The organism is Butyricicoccus pullicaecorum DSM 23266 (assembly GCF_900167005.1).
GTDB lineage: Bacteria > Bacillota > Clostridia > Oscillospirales > Butyricicoccaceae > Butyricicoccus > Butyricicoccus pullicaecorum.
The window spans coordinates 476,802-501,826 of record NZ_FUXW01000002.1 but is presented as its reverse complement, the minus strand read 5'-3'; the positions used below and the strand labels follow the sequence as shown (position 1 = coordinate 501,826).

At 52.3% G+C, this 25,025-nt stretch carries 24 protein-coding genes; 22 read left to right on the top strand and 2 right to left on the bottom strand.

The features are described 5' to 3' along the window. Window positions 1–679 precede the first annotated feature (679 nt). The 7 genes from B5D52_RS06610 (at window position 680) to tyrS (ending at window position 8,272) form a co-directional block, all read left to right on the top strand. Entirely contained in the window at window positions 680–1,213 is a 534-nt protein-coding gene (locus B5D52_RS06610; RefSeq protein ID WP_242825614.1) for a hypothetical protein, read from the top strand. Window positions 1,214–1,220: 7 nt separating this feature from the next. Beyond that, the gene (gene dxs / locus B5D52_RS06605; protein ID WP_278246315.1) at window positions 1,221–3,128 is read left to right on the top strand and encodes a 1-deoxy-D-xylulose-5-phosphate synthase; all 1,908 of its coding nucleotides are present in this window, start codon (window positions 1,221–1,223) and stop codon (window positions 3,126–3,128) included. Further along, complete coding sequence (locus tag B5D52_RS06600) at window positions 3,121–3,918, top strand: TlyA family RNA methyltransferase (protein WP_016146826.1); 798 nt, start codon at window positions 3,121–3,123, stop codon at window positions 3,916–3,918. The genes dxs and B5D52_RS06600 overlap by 8 nt, the downstream gene beginning before the upstream one ends. A 12-nt stretch (window positions 3,919–3,930) precedes the next feature. Further along, window positions 3,931–4,800: an NAD(+)/NADH kinase gene (locus B5D52_RS06595; RefSeq protein WP_016146825.1), complete on the top strand. Its 870-nt coding sequence runs from the start codon at window positions 3,931–3,933 to the stop codon at window positions 4,798–4,800. Beyond that, a complete protein-coding gene (locus tag B5D52_RS06590) occupies window positions 4,797–5,252 on the top strand; it encodes an arginine repressor (RefSeq protein WP_016146824.1) in 456 nt (151 codons plus the stop codon). Before B5D52_RS06595 ends, B5D52_RS06590 begins: the two co-directional genes overlap by 4 nt. A gap of 16 nt (window positions 5,253–5,268) precedes the next feature. Beyond that, entirely contained in the window at window positions 5,269–6,954 is a 1,686-nt protein-coding gene (gene recN, locus B5D52_RS06585) for a DNA repair protein RecN (protein WP_016146823.1), read from the top strand. Window positions 6,955–7,048: 94 nt separating this feature from the next. Further along, window positions 7,049–8,272 carry a tyrosine--tRNA ligase gene (gene tyrS / locus B5D52_RS06580; RefSeq protein ID WP_016146822.1) on the top strand — a complete coding sequence of 408 codons (1,224 nt, stop codon included), beginning with the start codon at window positions 7,049–7,051 and terminating at the stop codon, window positions 8,270–8,272. A 116-nt stretch (window positions 8,273–8,388) separates the two neighbouring features. Here the strand turns inward: tyrS and B5D52_RS06575 are convergent, their stop codons facing one another. Both B5D52_RS06575 and glpK read right to left on the bottom strand, forming a co-directional pair. After that, window positions 8,389–8,934 carry a hypothetical protein gene (locus B5D52_RS06575; RefSeq protein ID WP_016146821.1) on the bottom strand — a complete coding sequence of 182 codons (546 nt, stop codon included), beginning with the start codon at window positions 8,932–8,934 and terminating at the stop codon, window positions 8,389–8,391. Continuing rightward, window positions 8,935–10,434, bottom strand: coding sequence for a glycerol kinase GlpK (gene glpK / locus B5D52_RS06570; protein ID WP_016146820.1), 1,500 nt, complete (start codon window positions 10,432–10,434; stop codon window positions 8,935–8,937). 236 nt (window positions 10,435–10,670) lie between these two features. Here glpK and trpS point away from each other — a divergent pair, with 236 nt between their 5' ends. The 15 genes from trpS (at window position 10,671) to B5D52_RS06495 (ending at window position 25,013) form a co-directional block, all read left to right on the top strand. Further along, window positions 10,671–11,681 carry a tryptophan--tRNA ligase gene (gene trpS / locus B5D52_RS06565; RefSeq protein WP_016146819.1) on the top strand — a complete coding sequence of 337 codons (1,011 nt, stop codon included), beginning with the start codon at window positions 10,671–10,673 and terminating at the stop codon, window positions 11,679–11,681. 11 nt (window positions 11,682–11,692) lie between these two features. Next, window positions 11,693–12,781 carry an MraY family glycosyltransferase gene (locus tag B5D52_RS06560; protein ID WP_016146818.1) on the top strand — a complete coding sequence of 363 codons (1,089 nt, stop codon included), beginning with the start codon at window positions 11,693–11,695 and terminating at the stop codon, window positions 12,779–12,781. After that, window positions 12,768–13,916, top strand: a complete 1,149-nt coding sequence (wecB, locus tag B5D52_RS06555; RefSeq protein WP_016146817.1) for a non-hydrolyzing UDP-N-acetylglucosamine 2-epimerase — start codon at window positions 12,768–12,770, stop codon at window positions 13,914–13,916. The genes B5D52_RS06560 and wecB overlap by 14 nt, the downstream gene beginning before the upstream one ends. A 21-nt stretch (window positions 13,917–13,937) precedes the next feature. Continuing rightward, window positions 13,938–14,717: a hypothetical protein gene (locus tag B5D52_RS06550; protein ID WP_016146816.1), complete on the top strand. Its 780-nt coding sequence runs from the start codon at window positions 13,938–13,940 to the stop codon at window positions 14,715–14,717. A gap of 119 nt (window positions 14,718–14,836) precedes the next feature. Then, window positions 14,837–16,102, top strand: a complete 1,266-nt coding sequence (locus tag B5D52_RS06545; protein ID WP_016146815.1) for a methionine gamma-lyase family protein — start codon at window positions 14,837–14,839, stop codon at window positions 16,100–16,102. Between the two features lie 136 nt (window positions 16,103–16,238). After that, the gene (gene ruvC, locus B5D52_RS06540; protein ID WP_016146814.1) at window positions 16,239–16,730 is read left to right on the top strand and encodes a crossover junction endodeoxyribonuclease RuvC; all 492 of its coding nucleotides are present in this window, start codon (window positions 16,239–16,241) and stop codon (window positions 16,728–16,730) included. A gap of 24 nt (window positions 16,731–16,754) precedes the next feature. Further along, a complete protein-coding gene (ruvA, locus tag B5D52_RS06535; RefSeq protein WP_016146813.1) occupies window positions 16,755–17,375 on the top strand; it encodes a Holliday junction branch migration protein RuvA in 621 nt (206 codons plus the stop codon). A gap of 14 nt (window positions 17,376–17,389) precedes the next feature. Next, the gene (gene ruvB, locus B5D52_RS06530) at window positions 17,390–18,430 is read left to right on the top strand and encodes a Holliday junction branch migration DNA helicase RuvB (RefSeq protein ID WP_016146812.1); all 1,041 of its coding nucleotides are present in this window, start codon (window positions 17,390–17,392) and stop codon (window positions 18,428–18,430) included. 37 nt (window positions 18,431–18,467) lie between these two features. Next, on the top strand, window positions 18,468–19,820 hold the full coding sequence (gene glmM / locus B5D52_RS06525) for a phosphoglucosamine mutase (protein ID WP_016146811.1): 1,353 nt from the start codon (window positions 18,468–18,470) through the stop codon (window positions 19,818–19,820). A gap of 326 nt (window positions 19,821–20,146) precedes the next feature. After that, entirely contained in the window at window positions 20,147–21,985 is a 1,839-nt protein-coding gene (glmS, locus tag B5D52_RS06520) for a glutamine--fructose-6-phosphate transaminase (isomerizing) (RefSeq protein ID WP_016146810.1), read from the top strand. A gap of 106 nt (window positions 21,986–22,091) precedes the next feature. Continuing rightward, window positions 22,092–22,712, top strand: coding sequence for a sigma-70 family RNA polymerase sigma factor (locus tag B5D52_RS06515; protein WP_016146809.1), 621 nt, complete (start codon window positions 22,092–22,094; stop codon window positions 22,710–22,712). A 129-nt stretch (window positions 22,713–22,841) separates the two neighbouring features. After that, complete coding sequence (locus B5D52_RS06510; protein ID WP_016146808.1) at window positions 22,842–23,120, top strand: zinc-ribbon domain containing protein; 279 nt, start codon at window positions 22,842–22,844, stop codon at window positions 23,118–23,120. Window positions 23,121–23,265: 145 nt separating this feature from the next. Then, window positions 23,266–23,466 (top strand): DUF1858 domain-containing protein, encoded by a 201-nt coding sequence (locus B5D52_RS06505; protein WP_016146807.1) that lies wholly within the window; start codon window positions 23,266–23,268, stop codon window positions 23,464–23,466. 63 nt (window positions 23,467–23,529) lie between these two features. After that, the gene (locus tag B5D52_RS06500) at window positions 23,530–24,249 is read left to right on the top strand and encodes a tRNA (adenine(22)-N(1))-methyltransferase (protein ID WP_016146806.1); all 720 of its coding nucleotides are present in this window, start codon (window positions 23,530–23,532) and stop codon (window positions 24,247–24,249) included. Then, window positions 24,237–25,013 (top strand): Nif3-like dinuclear metal center hexameric protein, encoded by a 777-nt coding sequence (locus B5D52_RS06495; RefSeq protein ID WP_016146805.1) that lies wholly within the window; start codon window positions 24,237–24,239, stop codon window positions 25,011–25,013. The genes B5D52_RS06500 and B5D52_RS06495 overlap by 13 nt, the downstream gene beginning before the upstream one ends. Window positions 25,014–25,025: the final 12 nt, after the last annotated feature.

The window sequence follows — 25,025 nt, the reverse complement described above, 5'->3', positions numbered from 1 at the left end:
GTGGGTGCTGGAGGTTAAGGCTTTCGGGCGCGTTTCAATGGCATGAAATACCGACCCGATTGCCGTGGAGACCCGACTCTGTGGGACACCTATAGCATTCTTTCTGAATTGATGGATGTCCTACGGACCGGGGTGAAACCTGTAATGCGGTGCAGCGAAAGACGTACGGGAACTGACCGGCCAGTCGGGCCCGTGCGGCGCCTCAACGTGCTGTGTACAGCGTAGCCTGCCTTGCGTGGTTATGGTGGATGAGATACCCACCCGAGAGGCTATGGCCATAGCTTCGAGGGCATTGATTTCTGAAACCATGGCTGCAAAAGAGGCTAAGGAGAGAATCGAACCTGCCGTGGAAATCACCTAGACTGTCCCAAAAGGGCGGGCGTGGGATTGCAGTGCGGACTCAGTGGCAATTCGGTCCCGGATGTGGTAACACTCCGGTACAGGCTTTAATGGGAAACCGCCGGGGCGGCGACGCACGGTAGTCTGTGGGGAAATCCAACCGAACCTAAGCCGCAAGATTTACCACCCCCGCTGTCACATTTTTAACGATTTGATGCAATGCCTGAAACCTGTCGTTTCGGGCATTCTTTGCAGTTTGCATACCTGATTTTTGAGGAGACGAGAATTGGACGCGACAGATAAACAAAGGAAGAAGCAGAAAACCAGTTTTTTGAGTAAGGTGAACTGGAAATGGGTGGGAACGATCACGATTTTATCGTTTCTGATCTCGATTTCCATGTCCTACTTATCCAATGAAGCGCTTTCATCGGTCAATAACATCGCCGCATTTTTTATTTTGCTCTTGTTCATCCTGCTGGGTATCGTGTTTGATATTGTAGGTGTCGCAGCAACTTCGGTCACCGAAAAGGAGCTGCACTCCATGGCAGCAAAGAAGGTAAAGGGCGCAAAACAGGCGGTGTGGCTGTCCCGAAATGCCGAAAAGGTAGCCAGCATCTGCAACGATGTTGTAGGCGATATTTCGGGTATCATTTCCGGTGCGACCGGTGCGGTCATCATTGCAAACGTCACCCAGGGGTTATCGCCTCTGCCGACAACGGTGATTTCATTGACCATCACCGGCTGTATTGCTGCCATGACCATCGGCGGCAAGGCGACCGGCAAGGCGTTTGGTATTTCCAACAGTGTCGCAATCATTCATACAGCGGGCCGTATTTTGGCTGTTCTGCATCTTCCGCTGGAAAAGAAACGGTGAATTCATAGTGAATAATACTACAAATCGATACGGTATATTAGATCGTATTTCGGGTGCAGAAGACCTGCGAGATATGTCATTTGACTTGCAAGAGGAACTGTGCCAAGCATTACGGGAATTTATCGTCGATCATGTTTCGGAGACTGGCGGTCATCTGGCTTCTAATCTTGGTATCGTGGAATTGGCGGTTGCACTCGAACGGGAATTTGATTCCAACAAAGATCGACTGATTTATGATGTTGGTCATCAGTGCTATGTCCATAAAATCTTAACCGGACGAAAAGAAGCATTTGATCGACTGCGTATGTACGGAGGACTTTGCGGCTTTATGAAGCCGGACGAGAGCCCCGCAGACCCGTGTGTCACCGGTCATGCCTCCAGTTCGGTATCGGTCGCGCTGGGCATGGCGCATGCGCGCTCCATTCGAGGCGAAAAGTATCATGTCGTTGCCATTATCGGTGACGGTGCGCTGACCGGCGGTATGGCGTATGAGGCGCTCAACGATGCCGGTGCAAGCGGCGAGCCGTTGATCGTCGTACTCAATGACAATAATATGTCCATCGACAAGAACGTCGGTGGTATGGCACGCCATTTGGCAAAGCTCCGTGTGTCTCCGAGATACCTGAGCGCGAAGAATGGTTTGCGTAAGACGCTTTCCCATGTTCCGGGCGGTAAATCGGTGATCGCAAAGGGAACCAAACTGAAAAAAGCGATCAAGTCGGTCGTGCTGCCCAGCTCCATGTTTGAGCAGATGGGCTTTACTTATATGGGACCGGTAGATGGACACGATTTACAGGCACTGTCTTTCCATTTACAGCTGGCAAAACGGCTGAAATGTCCGGTTCTGATTCATGTGATGACCAAAAAGGGAAAGGGATACAGCTATGCGGAGCATGCACCGGACAAGTATCACGGTGTATCCAAGTTTGACCCGGTATCCGGACAGCTGCCCGGTTCAACGCCGGGATTCTCCGCGGTATTTGGTGCAGAACTTGCGAAATTAGCGCGAAAAGATGCGCGAATCTGTGCGATTACGGCAGCAATGCCATCGGGCACTGGTTTGTCTGGCTTTCCCCGAGAATTTCCTGAGCGGTTCTTCGATGTAGGTATCGCGGAAGAGCATGCGGTTGCAATGACCGCTGGTATGGCAAAACAGGGATTGCGACCGGTGTGTGCACTGTATGCGACTTTTTTGCAGCGTGCATACGATCAGCTCATCCATGACGTTGCAATTGCAGCCGACATCCCGGCAGTCTTTGCTATCGATCGCGCTGGTATTGTCGGTGCAGACGGTGCGACCCATAACGGTACGTTTGACGTTCCGTTTCTGCGCACCATCCCGGGCATGACCATTCTCTGTCCGGCGAATTTTGCCGAATTGCGGACGATGATGACCCGCGCCATTTACCACAATGAAACCGGCGGTGCAATGGCGATTCGCTATCCACGCGGTGGAGAAGGTGCGTTTCAGGAGAATACAGCAGCTGAGTGGGCGAGCCATATTCGGCAGTCGGACAAGCCGGATGTGACGATCGTGACGTATGGTATCCTGATTAACGAAGCGATCACGGCCGCTGACAGCTTAAAACAGCAGGGATATCAGGTTGATCTTTGGAAGGTTAACGAAATCAGTGCAAAAACCGAACAGTTATGCAGCGGTTTGGTCAGCAGCTTCGCACCGCATGTTGCGGTGTTGGAGGACGTCGTGCAAAACGGCTCTTTTTCCGAAGCCATTCTGCGCGCGGCAGAACAAATTGGACATACCTGCCAGGTGCATTGCTATAACGTAGGAAATCAATTCTTGCCGCACGGTTCGGTGCGCGAGATTTATCAGTTATGCGGAATTGATGGTGCAAGCGTCGCACAGGCGCTTGCAGATATTATGAAATGCGGAAAGGACGAATCCATTGGCTAAAAAAAGATTGGATGTTTTGATTTTTGAACAGGGCTTGGTTCCGTCCCGGGAACGTGCCAAGACTACCATTATGGAAGGTCTGGTGTATGTCAACGGACAGAAGGCCGATAAAGCAGGCACAATGGTTGCCGAGGACGCTGCAATCGAAGTACGTTCCAATGCCAAGCAGTTTGTATCGCGCGGCGGCAAGAAAATCGAGAAGGCACTCGGTCATTTTGAGATCGACCCGGCTGGCCTGGTTGTCATGGATGTCGGCGCATCGACCGGTGGATTTACCGACTGTCTGCTTCAGCGCGGCGCGGTAAAGGTATATTCGATTGATGTCGGATACGGCCAGTTGGCATACCAGCTGCGCATTGATCCGCGTGTCAAGTGCATGGAGCGCACCAACATTCGCTATGTGACACCGGATATGCTGGAAGAGACGCCTTCTCTCGCGGTCATTGACGTATCTTTTATCTCGCTCAAGCTGGTGCTGCCGGTCGTCGCCGGTCTGCTTGACGATACCGGACGTATCGCCTGCCTGATCAAGCCGCAGTTCGAAGCGGGTAAGGGAAAGGTTGGAAAGAAGGGTGTTGTCCGTGACCCGGAGATCCATCGCGAGGTATTGGCTGCTTTCATTGAAAATGCCCATGCAGCAGGCATGCATGTACATGACATGACGTTCTCTCCCATCAAGGGGCCGGAAGGCAACATTGAGTTTTTGGGCTATCTGAGCAAGACGCTGGAAGAGAACGAAATCGACATCGATGACATCGTGCGGCAAGCACATGCGGAGTTGGACGCATAACCGGGAGGTTGTATGACAAAAATTCTGATCAGTCCGAATTTGCGAAAAAGAGGAATTGGGGATGCCGTGCGGCAGACCTGTGAAATTCTGACTTCCCATGGTGCAGAAGTTTTGATGCCGCGAGAAGCTGCAATGCTCGGTGAGGAAGCGCTGCCCATCCGCTATCTGGACTTGGGGCACGGCGTGGACGAAGCCGATGCCATGGTCGTACTTGGCGGTGACGGCACGATTCTTCGAATCGCTGGACTCGCTGCGCAGTATGGCACGCCGATCTTGGGTGTAAATATGGGTCATGTCGGCTTTATGACCGAGCTGGAACCCGGAGAAATTTCTCTCGTGTCGCGTTTGTGCACGGGAGAATACCAAATCGACAACCGCATGATGCTGTCTGCACAGGTCTTGCGGGATGGCAAATGCGTGTACGAAAGCACTGCACTCAACGAAGTGATGGTGTCTAAAAATCATCCATTCCATATCATCCGAATGGTTTTGCGGTCGGACGGTGAGATCGTGACCGATTTCAAGGGCGATGGCCTGATTTTAGCCACACCAACTGGTACGACGGCTTATTCACATTCGGCAGGTGGCCCGATTATTGAACCAACTGCTGAAAATATCGCGGTTACCCCGATTTGTCCGTTTACGATTGGGGCGAAGCCGTTGGTCTTTTCTCCGCAACGTCGTCTGACCGTGCAGGCATACGGCGTCGACGGCGGCATGTCCTGTGTTTCTGCCGATGGCAGGCCTGGATTTGAAATGCACCCGGGAGATATCATTGCTGTGGTTCGGGCAGAACACCCGGCACGGCTGATTCGGGTGAAGAATCGGAACTTCTATCAGATACTCCGGCACAAACTTTCCGATGGAGGCGAAAAACAATGAAATTTCAGCGACAGGCCAAGATTTTGGATCTGATTGATAAACATGAGATAGAAACCCAGGAGGAATTGTCCGAGCAGCTGCGAAACATGGGGTACAACACCACCCAGGCGACGGTATCCCGTGATATTAAGGAGCTTCGCTTAATCAAAATCCTTTCGGCTGAGACCGGTAAATACAAGTATGCGGTTGCATCCTCTGAAGTAGAGAGCAGCTTCACGACTCGTCTGCGCAATATCTTCAAAGAGTGCGTAACCGATATCAATACGGCACAGAACATCGTGGTCATCAAAACGCTGCCGGGCTTGGGTCAGGCGGCTGCAATGGCAATCGACGCAATGCGCAATAAGGCGGTTGTCGGTTCGCTGGGCGGCGATGATACGGTATTTATCGTAATGAAGGATAACGAAGCGGCAGAGAGCTTCTGTGCGGAAGCACATTTGATGTTGTCCTGAGGGGAGACAGGCGAAGGTGCTAAGTTTATTACACATCGAAAACATTGCAGTCATTGAGCAGGCGGATATCGAGTTTTCGGATGGCTTAACCGTGCTGTCCGGTGAAACCGGTGCCGGTAAGTCTATTATTATTGACTCAATGGGTGCAATTCTGGGACGCAGAACCAGTCGCGATCTGGTGCGTGCCGGAGCATCCAAGGGCTTTGTCAGTGCAATTTTCAACGATCTGCCTCAAGAGCTGACCGAAAAATTGCAAGAGTATGGACTGGACGGAGAAGAGCCAGACAGCGTACACATTCAGCGTCAGCTGTCAGCCGACGGAAAGACCGTATGTCGTGTCAATATGAAGCCAGTATCGGTTTCGGTTTTGCGAGAGTTATCACCCTATCTCATCAACATTCACGGTCAGCACGATGGTCAAAAGCTCATGGATGACGATTATCACATTGAATTTTTGGACAGCTTTGCCGAGGTCGGGAGCATTTTGGCGGAGTATCAGCCGCTCTATCACAAGCTGCTTGCAATGAAACGGCAGATTAACGAACTCGAGCGCAGTGAGCATGATCGTCTGGAACGGATCGATCTGTTATCCTTCCACTTGGAAGAAATTGAAGAAGCCGATCTGACCGATGGGGAAGAGGAGACGCTGACCGAACGTAAACACTTCTTTGACAATGCGGGTCGATTGGCGCGTGCGTTGGCCGAAGCACGGGATGCGCTGGATGATGAAGACAGCGGCGTGTGTACGCTCATGGAGCAGGCTTCCAATACGCTGCTGGATGTTGGCGATGTGTCCGATGGACTAAAGAATATTGCAGACAAGGCCGAAGAACTCAAGTATTTGGTCTGCGACCTGCGTGATGCGATTGCAGAAGAGCAGGGACGCATTGAATTTTCGCCCAGCGAGCAGGAATTGGTAGAAAGCCGACTGGATGAAATCTATCGTCTGGAGCAGAAATATGGTGCGACGATCGGAGAGGTTTTGGCCTATGCAGCGTCGTGCCGAACCGAACTGGAAACCCTGCAATCTGCGGATGAACGCAGAGACGCGCTGCGTGTTGAGTATCGTCAGCTGCTGTCTCAGGCCAAGGAATTGGCACAGGAACTTTCCAGATGTAGAAAGGACGCGGCAGCACGCTTGGAAGAGCGAATTGTTGCTGAGCTGTCTGAACTGGACATGGCCAAGGTTCGGCTTGCCGTTCAAGTGGAGACCGGCACCAAGCTTACCATTCGCGGACTGGATACCGTATCCTTCCTAATTTCGGTCAATCCGGGCGAAGATCTCAAGCCTTTGTCCAAGGTCGCCTCGGGCGGTGAGCTTTCTCGCGTTATGCTGGCCATGAAAAATGTCTTGACGGCACGCGAACCGGTTGGTACACTCATCTTTGATGAGATTGATACCGGTGTAAGCGGACGAGCAGCACAGAAGATTGCCAAAAAGCTCAAGCAGATCGGTGCACAAAAGCAAACACTGTGTGTTACTCATCTGCCGCAGATCGCCGCGATGGGCGACCATCATCTGCTGATTTCCAAATCGGTGGAAGGGGAACGCACCTATACTTCGGTGGTTCCGATTGCTGACGGCCAGCGCGTAGATGAGATTGCGCGCATGCTTGCCGGTGAAGAGATCACGGAGAATACACGAACCAATGCGCAAGAGCTGCTTGCACATGCGGAAGCACTGAAAAAGGGGACGGCATGAGAATTTTTCATGAAAATTTCAAGGAGCGCGCTCCCTGAATGCAGGATATCTCTCTGATATACTGCAATTTGAACATAGAAAGGGTTTGAAACCAATGAAATTATATGATGAGCTCAAAGCGCGTGGCCTGATCGCACAGGTTACCAACGAGCAGGAAATCAGTGAAATGATCAACAACGGCAAGGCCACCTTCTATATCGGCTTTGACCCCACCGCAGACAGCCTGCATGTTGGTCACTTCATGGCGCTCTGCCTGATGAAGCGTTTGCAGATGGCAGGCAACAAGCCGATCGCGCTGGTTGGCGGCGGTACCGGCTACATCGGAGATCCCTCTGGCCGTACCGATATGCGCTCGATGATGACCCCGGAGACCATTCAGCATAACTGTGACTGCTTCAAGAAGCAGATGGAGCGTTTCATTGAGTTCGGTGAAGGCAAGGCACAGATGGTCAACAATGCGGATTGGCTGCTGGACCTCAACTATGTTGACCTGCTGCGCGAAGTTGGTGCATGCTTCTCGGTTAACAATATGCTGCGCGCAGAGTGCTACAAGCAGCGTATGGAAAAGGGCCTGTCCTTCCTTGAGTTCAACTACATGATCATGCAGTCCTACGACTTCTACTACCTGTTCCAGCACTACGGCTGCAACATGCAGTTCGGCGGCAACGATCAGTGGTCGAACATGCTGGGCGGCACCGAGTTGATTCGCCGTAAGCTGGGCAAGGATGCGCATGCAATGACCATCACGCTGCTGCTCAACTCCGAGGGCAAGAAGATGGGCAAGACTGCATCCGGTGCAGTATGGCTTGATCCGAACAAGACCAGCCCCTACGATTTCTACCAGTACTGGAGAAACGTCGATGACGCAGATGTCCTCAAGTGCATCCGTATGCTGACCTTCCTGCCGCTCGAGCAGATCGAGGAGATGGACGCTTGGGAAGGCGCACAGCTCAATCGTGCGAAGGAGATTCTGGCGTATGAGCTGACTGCTCTGGTTCATGGCAAGGAAGAGGCTGACAAGGCACAGGATGCTGCAAAGAGCATTTTCGGCGGCGGCCAGTCGAGCGAAAATATGCCCACCACGGCACTGACCGACGACGATTTCCAGGATGGCACCATCGGCGTGCTGACTCTGCTTGTCAAGTGCGGTCTGGCAGCTTCCAACGGCGAGGCACGCAAGCTCGTTCAGGGCGGCGGCGTGTCGATCGACGGTGAAAAGGTTGCAGACTTTAAGATGACGCTGTCTGTGGCAGATTTTGCAGAAGAGCGCATCATCAAGAAGGGCAAGAAGACCTTCCATAAGGTAATCAAGGGCTAAGAAAAGCCTAATATTGAAGGCATCCCGTATCTTGCGGGATGCCTTTTTATATCCACAAACAGAAGAAGGCAGACATTTCAATGTCTGCCTTCTGTTTTAGTTTTCGATTGTACCGTTTAGGACAAGAGAAATGCCGCGCAGCTCAAAATAAGAAAAACCAGAATACCAAGTACAGGAGATTGAAAACCTATCAGCAAGCTAATGGCGCAGATGATGGCGAGGCGAATCAACCTGCGTGGGCGTACAGGTTCGCTCTTGTCATCAATATCTGCAAATTCACTTTCGTCAGGTTGCGTGAATGCGTCGGGTTCATAGAGAAAGTCACCTTTTTTGCTCTGATAAGCCTGTACGATCTCTTGGGCCTGTGTTAACTGATGAGAACTTACATATAATTTCTGTCCACACAGTGTCGCACCGGTATAGAGCATGGACAGATGGTCGGCTTCGTTACATCCATGCTGTAAAACAGGAATGCCATTGTCTTGCAGCAACTGTACGAGCAAAACTGCCTCGGCATCATGATGAACTTCGGTGAGAAAGACCGGCTGACCATCAAAAATCAGCTGCTCCTGCGGCAGATGATCTACCAAATCAGCACCGCAGTCAGCGCACTTTGTGATGCCCGGTTGATATTCTGTTTTGCAGTGTGGACACCAGGGCATTTAGGACTCCTTTTCCGGTTCCATCCAGTGCAGGCTGCGGCCGACAGCCTTATCCCAACCGTGCAGTTTGATTTTTCTGGTTGCATCGTCCATTTCCGGCTGGAAAACGGTATCACAGCGCCAGAGCTGCTTGAGTTCGTCCTGATCCTGCCATACGCCAACGGCAAGACCTGCCAGATAGGCAGCGCCCAGTGCCGTGGTTTCACGAATGACTGGACGACGAATCGGACAGCCTGAAATGTCCGCTTGGAACTGCATCAGGAACGCGTCACGGCTGGCGCCGCCGTCTACATTGAGCTCGGCAAGCTGCGTGTTGCAGTCTCGCTGCATGGCCAGCAGCAGGTCGTTCGATTGGTAGGCGATGGACTCCTGCGCTGCGCGGATGATGTGTTCACGTTTTGTGCCGCGGGTAATGCCTACAAGACAGCCGCGCGCATACATATCCCAGTGTGGTGCACCCAAACCAGTAAATGCCGGAACAAGATAAACACCGCCGGTGTCCTTGACTTTTTGTGCGTAGTATTCGGCATCCCGCGCTTCTCCAAAGAAGCGCATCTCGTCGCGCAACCATTGAATGACAGCACCGCCGACAAAAACCGAACCTTCCAGAGCATACTGGACGGTGTCACCAAGCTTTACAGCAATCGTTGTAAGCAGTCCATTTTTGCTTTCGATGGCACGGGTGCCAGTGTTCATCAGCAGGAAGCAGCCGGTGCCGTACGTATTCTTTGCATCACCTGGTGCGAAACAGGTCTGACCGAACAGAGCAGCCTGCTGATCGCCAGCAATACCGGCAATGGGAATGTGTGCATCAGGCAGCGCAGCATAGCCGTAAACCTCGCTGGAAGAGCGGACTTCGGGCAGCATTGCCCGGGGAATATCCAGTGCTTTGAGCAGGGTATCATCCCAATCGAGTTTGTGAATATCGTAAAGCATGGTACGAGAGGCATTGGTCGCGTCGGTGATATGCACCTTGCCGCCGGTGAGCTTCCATGTCAGCCAGCAATCTACCGTACCGAATAGAATTTCACCTTTGGCAGCCCGCTCGCGTGCGCCATCTACATGGTCAAGAATCCATTTAATTTTCGTCGCGGAAAAATATGCATCGGGTACAAGACCGGTTGTCTTACGGATGTGGTCGCCAAGTCCTTGGTCAAGCAGTTCCTGTACCAGCGGAGCGGTGCGGCGGCACTGCCAGACGATGGCGTTATAAATCGGCCGACCGGTTTCTTTATCCCATAAGATTGTGGTTTCGCGCTGGTTTGTAATGCCGATTGCGGCAACCTCGTTGGGGTCGATACCCGAGGAGGCCAGAACCTCTACCATGACTGCATACTGGGAGGAGTAAATCTCCATAGGATTTTGCTCTACCCATCCTTCATGCGGGTAAATCTGGGTCAATTCCCGCTGTGAGATGGCTAAAATATTTTGATCTCGATCAAATAAGATCGCGCGCGATGAGGTGGTTCCCTGGTCGAGCGCCAACAGATATTTTTTCATCTTCCGCCTCATTTCCCGTGGCTATACATAGCCTCGCTTTTCTTTCATGATACGAAGAAATGAAAAAAATGTCAATGACTCCAAGGCGCAATTCTGTGTAATCCGGTATATTCAGGGATAAAAGCAGAGAAGTTCATTGCAAGCGCGGTCAAAATGTGCTATCATGTCATTTAGATATACGGTTGCGGACGGGTTCTGCAACCGCTAAAATTGAATTCAAAGGGAAGTTAGTTTTTATGAGTGAAACGACCGAAAAGAAAAAGAGAATTTTTTCCGGCGTACAGCCGTCTGGTAAGCTGACGCTGGGTAATTATCTGGGTGCAATCCGAAACTTCGGCATGCTGCAGGACGAATACGAGTGCCTGTACTGCGTGGTTGACCTGCACGCAATCACCGTGCGTCAGAATCCGGCAGATCTGCGCCGTCAGACGCTGGAAGTTCTGGCACAGTACCTCGCTTGCGGACTGGACCCGCAGAAGAGCACGCTGTTTATCCAGAGCCATGTACCGGCACACGCGGAGCTTGCTTGGGTGCTCAACTGCTACTCGATGTTCGGTGAGCTGTCGCGCATGACCCAGTTTAAGGACAAGTCGGCAAAGCATGCAGATAACGTTAACGCAGGTCTGTTTGATTACCCGGTGCTGATGGCTGCGGATATTCTGCTGTATCAGACCGATATGGTGCCGGTCGGTGTTGACCAGCTTCAGCACATCGAACTGACCCGAAACATTGCGCAGCGTTTTAATGGTATCTACTCGGATACCTTCGTTATGCCTGAGCCGTATATCCCCAAGACTGGCGCAAAGATCATGTCGCTTCAGGACCCGACGCGCAAGATGAGCAAGTCGGACGAGAATGCGAATGGTTTCATCTTGCTGATGGATAAGCCGGAAGATATCATGCGTAAGTTCAAGCGTGCGGTAACCGATTCCGATGCCAGCATCCGCATGGACTGGGAGAACAAGCCGGGCGTATCCAACATGCTCCAGATCTACGCACTGGCTACCGGTCAGACCGTAGAGCAGGCACAGGAAGCATTCGCTGGCAAGGGCTATGCAGAATTCAAGCCGGCTGTTGGTGAAGCGGTTGTCGAGTTGCTCCGTCCCATCCGTGAAAAGACCGAGGATCTGCTCAAGAACAAGGATTATCTGGAGCAGGTCTACACCGAAGGCGCACAGCGCGCATCCTATATGGCAAGAAAGACGCTCGATAAGGTATACCGCAAGGTCGGTTTCATCAAGCGATAAGCGAGGTTGCGATGGCACAGGAATATATCGTAGTTCTGCTGGTGTTGGGCGCATTTATTCTTGCCGGTGTGTTATCCTTCTGGCTGACACCGCATGTCAGTGAGTTCGCGCATAAAGTCGGTGCAATGGATGTGCCGCGCGACAGCAGACGTATGCATAAAAAGCCAATCCCTCGCATGGGTGGTCTAGCAATTTTTATGGGCTTTATGGCGGCCCTGATGATCTTCGGAAGACTGGATGCGCAGATGCTGAGCATTCTGCTTGGTGCAATGATCATCGTTGTGCTGGGTATCTTCGACGATATCGTCGCACTGGGTGCGAAGTTTAAATTCTGTATTCAAATCATTGCAGCAGCCATTCCGGTTTGTATCGGTGGACTGAAGATTGAATTTTTTACCAGTTTCAATCCGTTTTCCAGTGACCCGTATTTCTCTCTGGGTGTTTTATCCATTCCGGTTACCATCATTTGGATTGTCGGTATTACCAATGCGGTCAATCTGATTGACGGTCTGGATGGTCTGGCAGCTGGTGTATCCTCGATTGCAGCAATGACCATGCTTGCGGTCGGTCTGCTGACCAATGAAGTGATGGTTGCAATCACAATGGCAGCGCTGGCTGGCTCGTGCATTGGTTTCCTGCCGTATAACTTCAATCCGGCTAAAATCTTTATGGGTGATACCGGATCGACGTTCTTGGGATTTATGCTGGCAACGATGTCGATTGAAGGTTTCTTCAAGTTCTATGCGGTCATTTCGTTTGCAGTACCGTTCCTGATTCTGGGACTGCCGATCTTTGATACCGCTTCGGCGATTACGCGCCGCTTGATGGAAGGCCGCAGCCCGATGAGCCCTGACCGCGGTCACGTACATCACAAGCTGGTTGACATGGGATTCAATGTCAAGCAGGCGGTTGCAATTTTGTATGCCATTTCGGGTACGCTGGGACTGACGGCGGTAATCCTGACGACCAGCGGCGAGGCCAAGGCAATGATCTTGATTCTGGCCGTGATTCTGGTGATGGCAGTCGGCGGGCGTATCCTGTGGAGCCTGCAAAAATCCGCGCATGGAAGAAAGGAACAGGAAGACCATGAAAAACATTAAAGTCATGACCGTTTTCGGTACCCGTCCGGAAGCGATTAAGATGGCTCCTCTGGTTCACGCACTGGAGCAGAATGAGCATACAGAAAGCATTGTCTGTGTAACGGCACAGCATCGTCAGATGCTCGATCAGGTGCTGGATATTTTCAATATCAAGCCCGACTATGATCTGGATATCATGGAGCAGCGTCAGACGCTTGCAACCATTACCGAAAAGTCGCTGCATGGTCTGGATGCCGTGCTGGAAGAGGCCAAACCGGATATCGTTCTGGTACACGGTGACACTTCGACCACGTTTGCCGGTGCACTTGCAGCATTTTATCACAAGATTCCGGTCGGACATGTGGAAGCTGGTCTGCGTACCTACGATAAATACTCTCCGTTCCCGGAAGAGATGAACCGCAAGCTGGTCGGCCAGATTGCCGATCTGCATTTTGCACCGACCGCACGCAATCGCGACAATCTGGCACGTGAGCAGATCACCGATGGTGTTCTGGTCTGCGGCAATACGGTAGTAGATGCGATTCACATGACCGTGCGTGATGACTTTGCATTCCGTGATCCTGCATTGCAGGCTCTGGATTTCAAGAACGACCGCGTCGTTCTCGTGACCGCACATCGCCGTGAAAATTACGGCGAGCCGATGGAAAACATCTGCCGTGCAATCGCTCGTCTGTCCGACCGCTATCCGGATGTACACTTTGTCTATCCTGTACATCTGAGCCCGTACGTTCGCGAGACTGCGGAGAAATTCCTGGGCGGACGCGACCGCGTTCATCTGATTGCTCCGCTTGCAGTAGATGAGATGCACAATCTGATGGCACGCTGCTATCTGATTATGACCGACTCGGGCGGACTTCAGGAAGAGGCTCCGTCGCTGGGCAAGCCGGTTCTGGTGCTGCGTCACGAAACCGAACGTCCCGAGGCAATCGAGGCCGGAACGGTCAAGCTGGCTGGCATCGTAGAAGACCAGATCTTCCAGATGGCCTGCGAGCTGTTTGACGATGCACAGGCGTATGAAAAGATGGCGCACGCGGTCAATCCGTATGGCGATGGCCATACCTGCGCAAGAATTGTACAGGCGATTGAGCATCACTTTGGTTTGCGTGCGGATGCACCCGAGTCTTTTTGTCCGTAAGACTGAGCAGGAGAGGACAGTATGCCGAATAAACAAAAGTCGGCTTTGATCGGCGCACTGTGTGCGTTTGCCATGATTGTCACTTTGGGACTGAGCTTCATTTTATCGTCCAACTTGTTTCAGGATGGTAAATCCACCTTGGTACTTCCGAGTGATACCGAGCAGCAGGGCATGATCGACGAGCAAACCGAAGATTTTGCCCAGCAGAACGAGAGCAAGATTGCGCAGATCACTGTCGATCCCAGCAATGTACAAGCGGTCATTGCTTCGCTGAGCAGACCGAGTTCGTATAGCTGCTCGGTCACCAACACCCTGTATTGGGATGGCGGTGCTGGAACCTTACAGTGCAGGCAGTATGCGCGTGATGGTGCATACCGCGTCGAGACGCTGAATGGGGATGGCGTGATTACGCAAGTGCAGCTCCAGTACGATGGAAAGATCTACGCATGGGATGCGGGCAGCAGCACGTATTACAGCGGTCAGGCTGGCAGCTTTTCTCCCGGAGAGGCAGCTATGCTGCCGACCTACGAAACGGTGTGCGAGCTTCCGGCAGACCAGATTCAGGAAGCTGAGTTGACCGAACTTTCCGGTCAGCCGATGATTCGTGTGACAGCGGTTCAGGATGGCCGCACGGCAGAGTATATTGTATCCACAGTGACCGGCTTGCTGTACAGCGCAAGCTTTTCACAGGAGGGAACGCGAACGCAGTTTATCCAGACTTCGGTTTTGAGTCTGGAGCGTCCGGCGGATAATCTGTTCACGCTGCCCGGGCAAAATCACACAATTTTTGTTGACGCTTAATGTCTTATGGCCGGCACCGAGTTGTGCCGGCCATAGATTTGTATTTGTATCATAAAAAGAGAGTTCATTATTTTGCGCCGCGTGCGCATACAGTATTTTGAATAGAGGAGATCAGTAAATTGAAGAAGGAAAACTTTTTAGGTCTGTCGGAGCGGGTCGTAGAGCTGGGCAAGCAGGCAGAGCAGTATCTCACCCCGTATTTCTCCCGCATTGATGAGATCGCAGACTATAATACGCAGAAGGTGCTTGCAGCATTCCGTGCACATCGCGTATCGGATACCATGTTTGCCGGAACGACTGGCTATGGCTATGACGATCATGGCCGTGACACGCTGGAAGAGATCTATGCAGATCTGTTCGGTACCGAGGCTGGTTTGGTGCGCTTGGGCTTTGTCAATGGCACCCATGCACTGTCGTGCGCACTGTTTGGCGCATTGGAGCCGGGAGACGTTATGCTGTCTGTCACCAGCGCACCGTATGATACGCTGCTCAACACGGTCACGGGAGACTGCCCGGGCAGCATGAAGCGTTACGGCATTGGCTATCGACAGATAGATTTGAAGGATGGCCGTCTGGACTTGGAGGCGATCGAAAAGGCAGCTGCGGCAGATGATGTCAAGATGGTCTTTTTACAGCGTTCGCGCGGCTATGCGGTACGTCAGACGCTGTCCTGCGCTGAGATTGGCGAGGCATGTGCAGTGGTACGCCGTGTCAATCCCAATGCAGTCATCATGGTCGATAACTGCTACGGCGAATTCACCGAAGAGCTGGAGCCGACCCAGGTAGGCGCAGACATGTGCGCAGGCTCGCTGATTAAGAACCCGGGCGGCGGCTTGGCACCCACTGGCGGCTATATCGTGGGACGAAAGGATCTGGTTGAGCGTGCGGCTTACCGCCTGACTGCACCGGGTATCGGTGGAGAATGCGGCTGTACGATGGGACAGAATCGTCTGCTCTATCAGGGACTGTTCCTTGCACCGCATGTGACGGCACAGGCCATCAAGACCGCTGTATTCTGTGCAAAGGTCATGCAGCTGCTGGGCTTTACCGTCGATCCGGCACCCGAAGCACCGCGTTACGACATCATCCAGACCATCGCATTCGGTGCACCCGATCCGCTGCGCCGTTTCTGCGAGGGCATTCAGGCAGGTGCGCCGGTCGATTCCTTTGTTACGCCTGAACCTTGGGCAATGCCCGGATATGACGATCCGGTTATCATGGCTGCCGGTGCTTTTGTGCAGGGTGCGTCGATTGAGCTGAGTGCAGATGCTCCCATGCGTGAGCCCTATGTCTGCTATATGCAGGGCGGCTTGACCTATCCGTCGGGTAAGGCGGGTATTCTGCTTGCTGCTGAAAAATTGATTCAGAGCGGTCTTTGCAAATAAAACAGAGTCCCTTTTATGTGACTGGAAATATGAAAAATTTCTTTTCTGAAAAGGACAGCTGTGGTATAATAGCCGGAGAGCAACACATAAATGTGCTGCATTCAGGTCTTTCCAAAGAATAAGGAGCAAGTACAATATGGTAATTCTCGGGATTGATCCTGGTTATGGAACCATCGGCTACGGTGTTGTCCGGTATGACGGCAGGAAGTTTACCCCGATTCAGTATGGAGCGATCACAACACAGATCGGTGCACCGATGCACTTGCGTTTGTGTGAACTGTACGATGATCTGTGTACGCTGATCGATACCTTTCATCCGGAAGCTGCCGCGGTGGAAGAATTATTTTTCAATCAGAATATCACGACCGGCATTCAGGTCGCACAGGCACGCGGTGTCATTTTGCTGGCACTCGCGCAAAAGGGACTGCATCCTGTATCCTATACACCGTCTCAGGTCAAACAGTCGGTGGTTGGATACGGCAAGGCGGATAAGCATCAGATGATGGAAATGACACGCATCATGTTGGGTCTTGCCAAAGTGCCGCGGCCGGATGACGCAGCCGACGCACTGGCAGTGGCAATTTGTCATGGCCATGCAAGCCGTTCGGCACTTTATACGCAAAAGTGAGCTTTTAATACGGAGTAATCGCTTATGTTTTATTATGTGGAAGGCACAGTGGCATTTGTCGAACAGTCGCTGTGCGTGATCGATTGCGCAGGCGTAGGTTATGCCTGTCATACATCGCAAAATACGATTTCTCAGGTCAAGGTAGGAAAGCCTGCACGCCTGTATACCTATCTTTATGTGCGGGAAGATATTTTTGACCTGTATGGATTTGCCGATCAGGAAGAGCTGAGCTGCTTTAAAATGCTGATCGGTGTATCCGGTGTCGGTCCCAAAGCGGCACTGGCCATTTTGTCGGTCGCGCCGCCCAGCCGGTTGGCACTCTCGATCATTACCGGAGAGGAAAAGCTGCTCACCCAGGCACCGGGCATCGGCAAAAAGATTGCTCAGCGCATCGTGCTGGAACTGCGCGATAAGATGAGCAAAGAGCAGTTGGAAGGCGCGAAAAATGGCGGCTCTGCTGCCTTGGAGCTCCCCGCACAGGGCGGTGCAAGTGTAAATCATACGCAGGAAGCCATCGCAGCGCTCATGGTACTGGGATATGCACAGTCCGAAGCCCTCGCAGCACTGGAAGGACTGGACTTGTCGGAGTACCCGGATGCAGAATCGATTATCCGTGTTTGCCTCAAGCGCTTGGCGATGGGTTAAGGCGGTGAACAGGATTGAGTATTGAATTTTCCGGCGGTATGATGGACGATGAACGCATCGTATCCAGCCGCCAGATCAAAGAGGATGAGACTGACAACTCGCTGCGTCCCAAATGTATGGAAGACTACATCGGACAGAGTAAGGTCAAGGAAAATCTTTCCGTCTTTATTGAAGCAGCCAAACAGCGCGGCGAACCGCTCGACCATACGCTGCTTTACGGACCTCCGGGACTGGGTAAGACGACGCTTGCAAATATCATCGCGGCAGAGATGGGAGTGAATATTCGTATCACTTCCGGTCCTGCCATTGAGAAGGCAGGAGATCTTGCTGCAATCTTGACCAATCTGGCAGAAAATGATATTCTGTTTATTGATGAGATTCACCGTCTCAACCGCAGCGTCGAAGAGATTCTGTACCCTGCAATGGAGGACTATGCGCTGGATATCATCATCGGCAAGGGACCGTCTGCTCGTTCTATCCGTTTGGATTTGCCGAAATTCACGCTGATCGGTGCGACAACGCGTGCCGGTCAGATGACGTCTCCGCTTCGAGACCGATTCGGTGTCATGCTGCGTCTGGAGTTGTACAGCGCAGAGGATCTGGAAAAGATCGTAACCCGCTCGGCCGGTATTCTCGGCGTACATAGCCGGTATGACGGCGCTTACGAAATTGCCCGCCGCTCGCGTGGTACGCCGCGTATTGCAAATCGTCTGCTGCGCCGTGTGCGCGATTTCGCGCAGGTGAAAGGCGACGGTATCATCACCAAAGAGACCGCTGATATGGCCCTCAAGGCATTGGATATTGATGCACTGGGGCTGGATAATATTGACCGCAGAATGCTGACCAGCATTATTGTCAACTATAACGGCGGCCCTGTGGGATTGGATACCCTTGCGGCGACAATCGGAGAGGAAGCAGTTACGCTGGAAGATGTCTATGAGCCGTACCTCATGCAGATCGGATTCTTGAACCGTACACCGCGCGGACGGTGTGTTACACTTCGAGCGTATGAGCATTTAGGGGTAGAACTGCCGAACGGCCAGCAAATGCTGTAAATTACCCTTCATAAAAATGGAAGGATGTGTCATAACATTGGGTAAATATTTTGGAACTGACGGTGTTCGCGGTGTGGCGAATGTCGAACTGGATGCAATGCTTGCGTTTAAGATTGGTGCATCTGCTGCACATGTACTGACGCAGGAGAGAAATGCCGGTGGCAAGGCAAAGCTGCTGATTGGTAAGGACACCCGTATTTCTTCGGATATGCTGGAGAGCGCACTGGTTGCCGGTATCTGCTCGGTTGGTGCAGATGTCGAGCTTCTGGGTGTCATTCCGACTCCGGCAATCGCTTATCTGACCATCAAGCATAAGGCAGATGCAGGCATTGTCATTTCGGCCAGTCACAACTCCTTTGAGTACAATGGTATCAAGATTTTTGCAGGCTCGGGCTATAAGCTGTCCGATGAGCTGGAAAACCGTATTGAGGAGTTTATCGACAATTTCGACAGTGTACCCAAGGCAAGCCATGAGCATCTGGGCTGCGTGATTCGCTCGTCCATCGATCCGGTCGTAGAGTACACCGATCATCTGGCAGAGACCGTTCCGGGCGATCTGAGCGGCCTGCGCGTTGCGGTTGACTGCGCGAACGGCGCGTCCTCGACGACCGTGACTCGTCTGATGCGTCTGCTGGAATGCCGTGCAGATCTGCGCTTCTACGAGCCGAATGGCATCAACATCAACGCAAACTGTGGTTCGACCCATCTGGAAAACCTGCAGGAGCGTATGCGTACGGGCAACTATGATATTGGTATCGCATTTGACGGTGACGCTGACCGCTGCCTGGTTGTTGACGAGCGCGGCGAGGTGCTGGATGGTGACCGTATCATGGCAGTCTGTGCAGCACACATGAAGAAGCTGGGTAAGCTGCGCGGCAATGCATTTGTTGCAACCATCATGTCCAATATGGGCCTGCATAAGTATGCAAAGGAAAATGGCATGGAGATTAAGTGTGCCAATGTTGGTGACCGCTACGTGCTGGAGATGATGCTGCGTGACGGCTACATTCTGGGCGGTGAGCAGTCCGGTCATGTTATCTTCCTCGAGTATGCCTCGACGGGTGACGGCCAGCTGACTGCAATCCAGTTTATGCACATTCTCAAGGAGAGCGGAAAGAAGTGCTCTCAGATTGCCGATGAAGTTGTACCGTGGCCGCAGGTGCAGATCAACGTCAAGGTGCCGAACAGCGACAAGCACACCATTGCAGAGCGTCCTGAGGTTGCAAAGTCGATCGAAGAGGGCAATGCAGCACTCGGTGAGGGCCGCATTCTGGTACGTGCTTCGGGCACAGAAGCATTGGTACGCGTTATGGTTGAAGGCGTAGATGCCGACAAGGTACAGTCGGTTGCAGAACAAGTGGCTGATGTGATTCGGTCGGTTGTTGGCTAAGTATGGATGAATGTCCCGCCGTGTGGCCGCGTATGTGCCATGCGGCGGAATTTATCATTTTTAATATCAGGAAAGAAGGTGAGGCCAAAGCGTATAATTGCATATCGATAGCGCCAGAACTGCGGAGCAGCCCGTTTCGCAGTGGACGAGGTAAGGGTTGATCGAAAATTCGGCGGATGACCCTTCGGCCGCGAGTGAGCCGGTCGTTAGCAGGACGTGTAAACCCCGGGAGTGATCCCGGAAACAGAGCGTCTTCGCATGACCCACTATTTTTATACCCTTTTTTAGATCTTTATCGCGTTAAACTATTGGAGGACTAAACACAAATGTGTGGTATTGTTGGTTTTACAGGAAGAGAAAATGCACTGCCGATCCTGATTAAAGGACTGCATGCGCTGGAATATCGTGGTTATGATTCTGCCGGTATTGCGGCAATGACCGAGGATGGCCTGCGTGTTATCAAGACCCGTGGACGCATCGACGCTCTGGAGGAAAAGGTGCGCGAGGCAGGCGGACTGCACTGCACCTGCGGTATTGGCCATACGCGCTGGGCAACCCATGGCGAACCGTCCGACGCAAACTCGCATCCGCATTTGGGCGGCGACGGTAAAATTGCAGTCGTTCATAACGGCATTATCGAAAATTATCTGGAACTGCGTGAGCATCTGACCGCACGCGGCTATGTATTCCGTTCGGAGACCGATACCGAGACCGTAGCGCACCTGATTGCCGATCTGCACAAGGAATCTCAGGATGGAGATATTGCCAAGACGGTACTGCGTGCAATTCACCGCGTACGCGGCTCTTACGCACTGGGTGTTGTCTCGCTTGATCGACCGGATGAAATTGTTGCAGCGCGTCGCGACAACCCGCTGGTCATTGGTCTGGGCGACGGAGAGAATATGATCGCGTCCGATGTGACTGCGATCATTCGCCGCACCCGTAAGTATATGATTTTGGACGACAATGAGGTTGCAATTATTCGTCCGGACAGCGTGCAGGTCTTCAATGCATTTGGCGAACCGATTGAGAAGGAAGTACGTACGGTTACCTGGGATATGTCCGCAGCCGAAAAGGGCGGTTACGAGCACTTTATGATCAAGGAGATCATGGAGCAGCCCCGCGCAATTGCGCAGACCATCCAGCCTCGTATCCGTGACGGTCAGATCGTATTTGAAGAGAACGGCCTGACCGATGACCGCTTGAAAAAAGCCAATCATGTGCATATCATTGGCTGTGGTTCGGCACTGCATGCAGGTATTGTAGGTCAGCGCGTCATTGAGACGATCGGCCGCGTACGCTGCACGGCACGTGTCGCATCGGAGTTCCGTTACGAAAACCCGATCGTCGAGCCGGATGATCTGTGCATCGTCATCAGCCAGTCGGGTGAGACTGCCGACACGCTGGCGGCAATGCGTCAGGCGAAGGAGGCAGGTGCGTTTGCAATCGCGATTGTCAATGTGGTTTCCTCGACCATTGCCCGCGAGGCGGATGGCGTTCTGTACACTTGGGCAGGCCCGGAGATTTCGGTTGCAACCACCAAGGCATATTCTGCGCAGCTCGCGGCACTCTATCTGATTGCAGGAAGATTGGCCTACGCGCGTGGCAAAATGAATGAAGAAGAGCAGCGTGCATTCTGTGACCAGCTTCAGGCGCTGCCCGAGATGCTGGAGAAAATGCTGGAGTGCAAGCAGACCATGCAGTATCTGGCAACCAGATATCATAACCGAAGCAGTGTGTTCTTCTTGGGACGTGGCCTCGACTATGCCGCTGCTATGGAAGCATCGCTCAAGCTCAAGGAGATTTCGTACATTCACTCCGAGGCATACGCGGCAGGTGAGCTCAAGCACGGTACGATCTCGCTGATCGAAGACGGTACGCTGGTTGTTGCACTGGCAACACAGCCCGAGCTCTATGAGAAAACGGTGTCTAACATTCGAGAGGTTACTTCGCGCGGTGCAGAGGTTATCCTGATTGCAGGATCGGACTTTTCGGGTGATGAAAGTGCATGCCGACATGTTGTTCGCCTGCCGGAATGTCCCGCTTTGTTCTCCGCATCGCTGTCCATCGTTCCGTTACAGCTTCTTGCATATTATGTTGCCGTTGAGCGCAGCTGCGATGTCGATAAGCCGCGTAATCTGGCAAAATCGGTCACAGTAGAATAAATTTGTCAGGGAATTGTAAAATGCGCACAAATATATTTTGTGGATTTGTGTCAGGAAAATCTATTTTTCACAAAATTGCTTGACAAATCTATGGATGCCTTATATAATGATAGACAAGATGGCAAATGGAACCGAGCAAATGAATTGGAATATCGGTAAAAATGACGAAAATGATGTTCTCAGGGCGGCACAGCAGGGGGACAGCGAAGCGTTAGAATGCTTGCTGCGCGATTATGGTCGCATGGTACGAGCACAGGCGCATATGTTTACGCTGCGCGGTGCCGATGTAGAGGACATGATTCAAGAAGGATTATTGGCACTCTTTTTTGCAATTGAAAGTTTTTCGCCGCAGAAGGGAGTCCCGTTTCCAGCTTATGCTCGTCTATGTGTGGAGCGTCGTCTGCGTTCGTTTATGCGAAGCAATGCGGCACGCAAACACGAACCGTTAAGCCAAGCCGTTTCGCTTGATAAACCTCCGTTCGAAGATTTGAAATCCTATCCCTCCGTTTCTTGTATTTCCGATCCCGAAGCGTTTATCATCGGTCGTGAGGAACACAAAGAAACGTTGGAACGTCTCTTTGATCTTCTCTCGCATTTTGAGGCCCAGGTTCTGCAGCTATATTTATATGGCTTGTCATACGACGAGATTGCTTGCAAGATCGGAAAATCGCGTAAATCCGTGGCAAACGCCATGCAGCGCGTCCATCAGAAAGCAGAACGTCTGTGACAATACCCAATTATTTCTAGGCGGAAACAAGGAACAATTCCTTGTTCGCAATACAATCCAGTTGTTCCTAGCATTTCTGCAACGCAAAAAGGGTATAGGGACCAAGGTAATCAAAGAGAGGTAGTAATCATGTATCAGGACAAGACTTTAGTATGCAAGGAATGCGGCGAGGAATTCGTATTCACTGCTGGTGAGCAGGAGTTCTACGCAGAGCGCGGCTTCCAGAATGAGCCCCAGCGCTGCAAGAAGTGCCGTGACGCTCGCAAGAACGCAGCTCGCGGCCCGCGTGAATTCTTCACTGCAACCTGCGCAGCCTGCGGCGGTGAGGCAAGAGTTCCGTTTGAGCCCAAGTCCGATCGCCCCGTATACTGCAGCGAGTGCTTCGCTAAGATGAAGGCGCAGGGCTAATTTCCATTTGATTTGTCAGGGAGCGAAGACCAATTCGGTTTTCGCTCCCTTTCTTTGTAAGTTCTTACATTTCCGGTATTGAAATTTGTGGACAGGGGCAGTATAATATAATCAAATTATTTCAGAATTTTGCAGGAGGTCTATTATGGCTGCAGTTACGAAGAAGACCACGATTGGCGAGGTTCTCGCACGTGATATCAACACCGCAAAGTATTTCCTGGATATGGGTATGCATTGCCTGGGTTGCCCGTCCTCTCAGGGCGAGAGCATCGAGGAGGCTTGCATGGTGCATGGCACCAATGCGGACGAGCTGGTTGCACAGATCAACGCATTCCTGGGTGAATAATCAGACAAACGCAGGCCGACAGTCCGCTGTCGGCCTTGTTTTTTCAGATCATAGGATGACAGAATGACCGAACGAACCAAAGAAAATTTGACTTTAACACCGCGCCTGCAAGCGATTGCCGACCGGGTACCGCAGGGCGCACGACTGGCGGATATTGGCACCGATCATGGACATTTGCCGCTGTGGCTGCTGACGCAGAATCGCTTAACCTGCGCAATCGCGTCTGATCTGCGTGAAGGCCCGCTCGATCACGCGCGGGACAATGCACGGTTTCATGGACTGACCGACCGCGTGAGCTTCCGACTGGCCAGTGGACTGGAAGGAATTGCGCCCGATGAATGTGATACTATCTCGATTGCAGGTATGGGCGGTGAAACCATTGCAGCGATTTTGGAAGCTGCACCGTGGACGGCAGACGGGAAGCATACTTTGCTCCTGCAGCCCATGACCATGCTGTCGCAGCTCAGACAATGGCTGTGGGCACATGGATATTGCATTCAGGAAGAAACGGTGTGTCAAGAAGGACACCGTTACTACTTGATCTGGACGGTTTGCGGCGGCGCAGAGCGTCAGGATAAGCCGCTGGAGGCTTGTGTGCTGTCCGATGCCTTGCTGCGCGCACCAGGCGCTATGGCGTATCTCCAGGCGCTCTATGCGCGAGAAAACCGTGCGTTGTCTGGCATGGAGCAGGGACAGAATACAGATGCCGCGATGATAGAAGCACAGAGAACGGTTGTACAAACCATTTCACGTGCATTGGAGGGATTAACATGCCAACTGTAAATGATGTATTGCATTGCCTGGAGCTGTTTGCACCCTATGAATTGGCAGAAAGCTGGGATAATTGCGGACTGATGACCGGAGACCGAACCCGGAAGGTCGAGCGCATCCTGTGCGCACTGGACGCGACAGAGGATGTCATTGCAGAGGCCATTCGCCGCGATGCACAAGTGGTGGTTGCACACCATCCGCTGATCTTTACGTCGGTGCATTGTGTAACCGAGGATGACGCAACCGGACGCGCACTCCGTCAAGTCATTCGCCATGATATTGCCGTCATCTGCATGCATACCAATGCCGATTGTGCCAAGGGCGGCGTAAACGATGCACTGGCCACAGCACTTGGTCTGTCCAATGTCATTAATATGGAAGCGGGCGAAAATAAGATGCTGGGCCGTGTGGGTGATCTGCCTGCGCGTATGTCGCCGAAGATCTTTGCAGAGTACGTCAAAGACTCTCTGGACGCGGGTGGTGTGCGCTTCACCGATGGCGGTAAGCCGATTCGCCGTGTTGCAGTCGGCGGCGGTGCATGCGGCAAGATGATGGATTGTGCACTAGCTAAAGGTGCAGATGCCTTTGTCATCGGCGATTGCTCGTATGATATCATGCAGCGTGCACAGTCTTTGGGACTGACTTTGGTGGACGCCGGGCATTTTCCCACAGAGAACCCCATTGCGAAGACATTCGCAGAACATCTCGGACGCTGCTTCCCAACGGTTACCGCTATGGTTTCCGAGGATCACCGGGATTGTATTCAATTCGTATAAGGAGAAAATGAA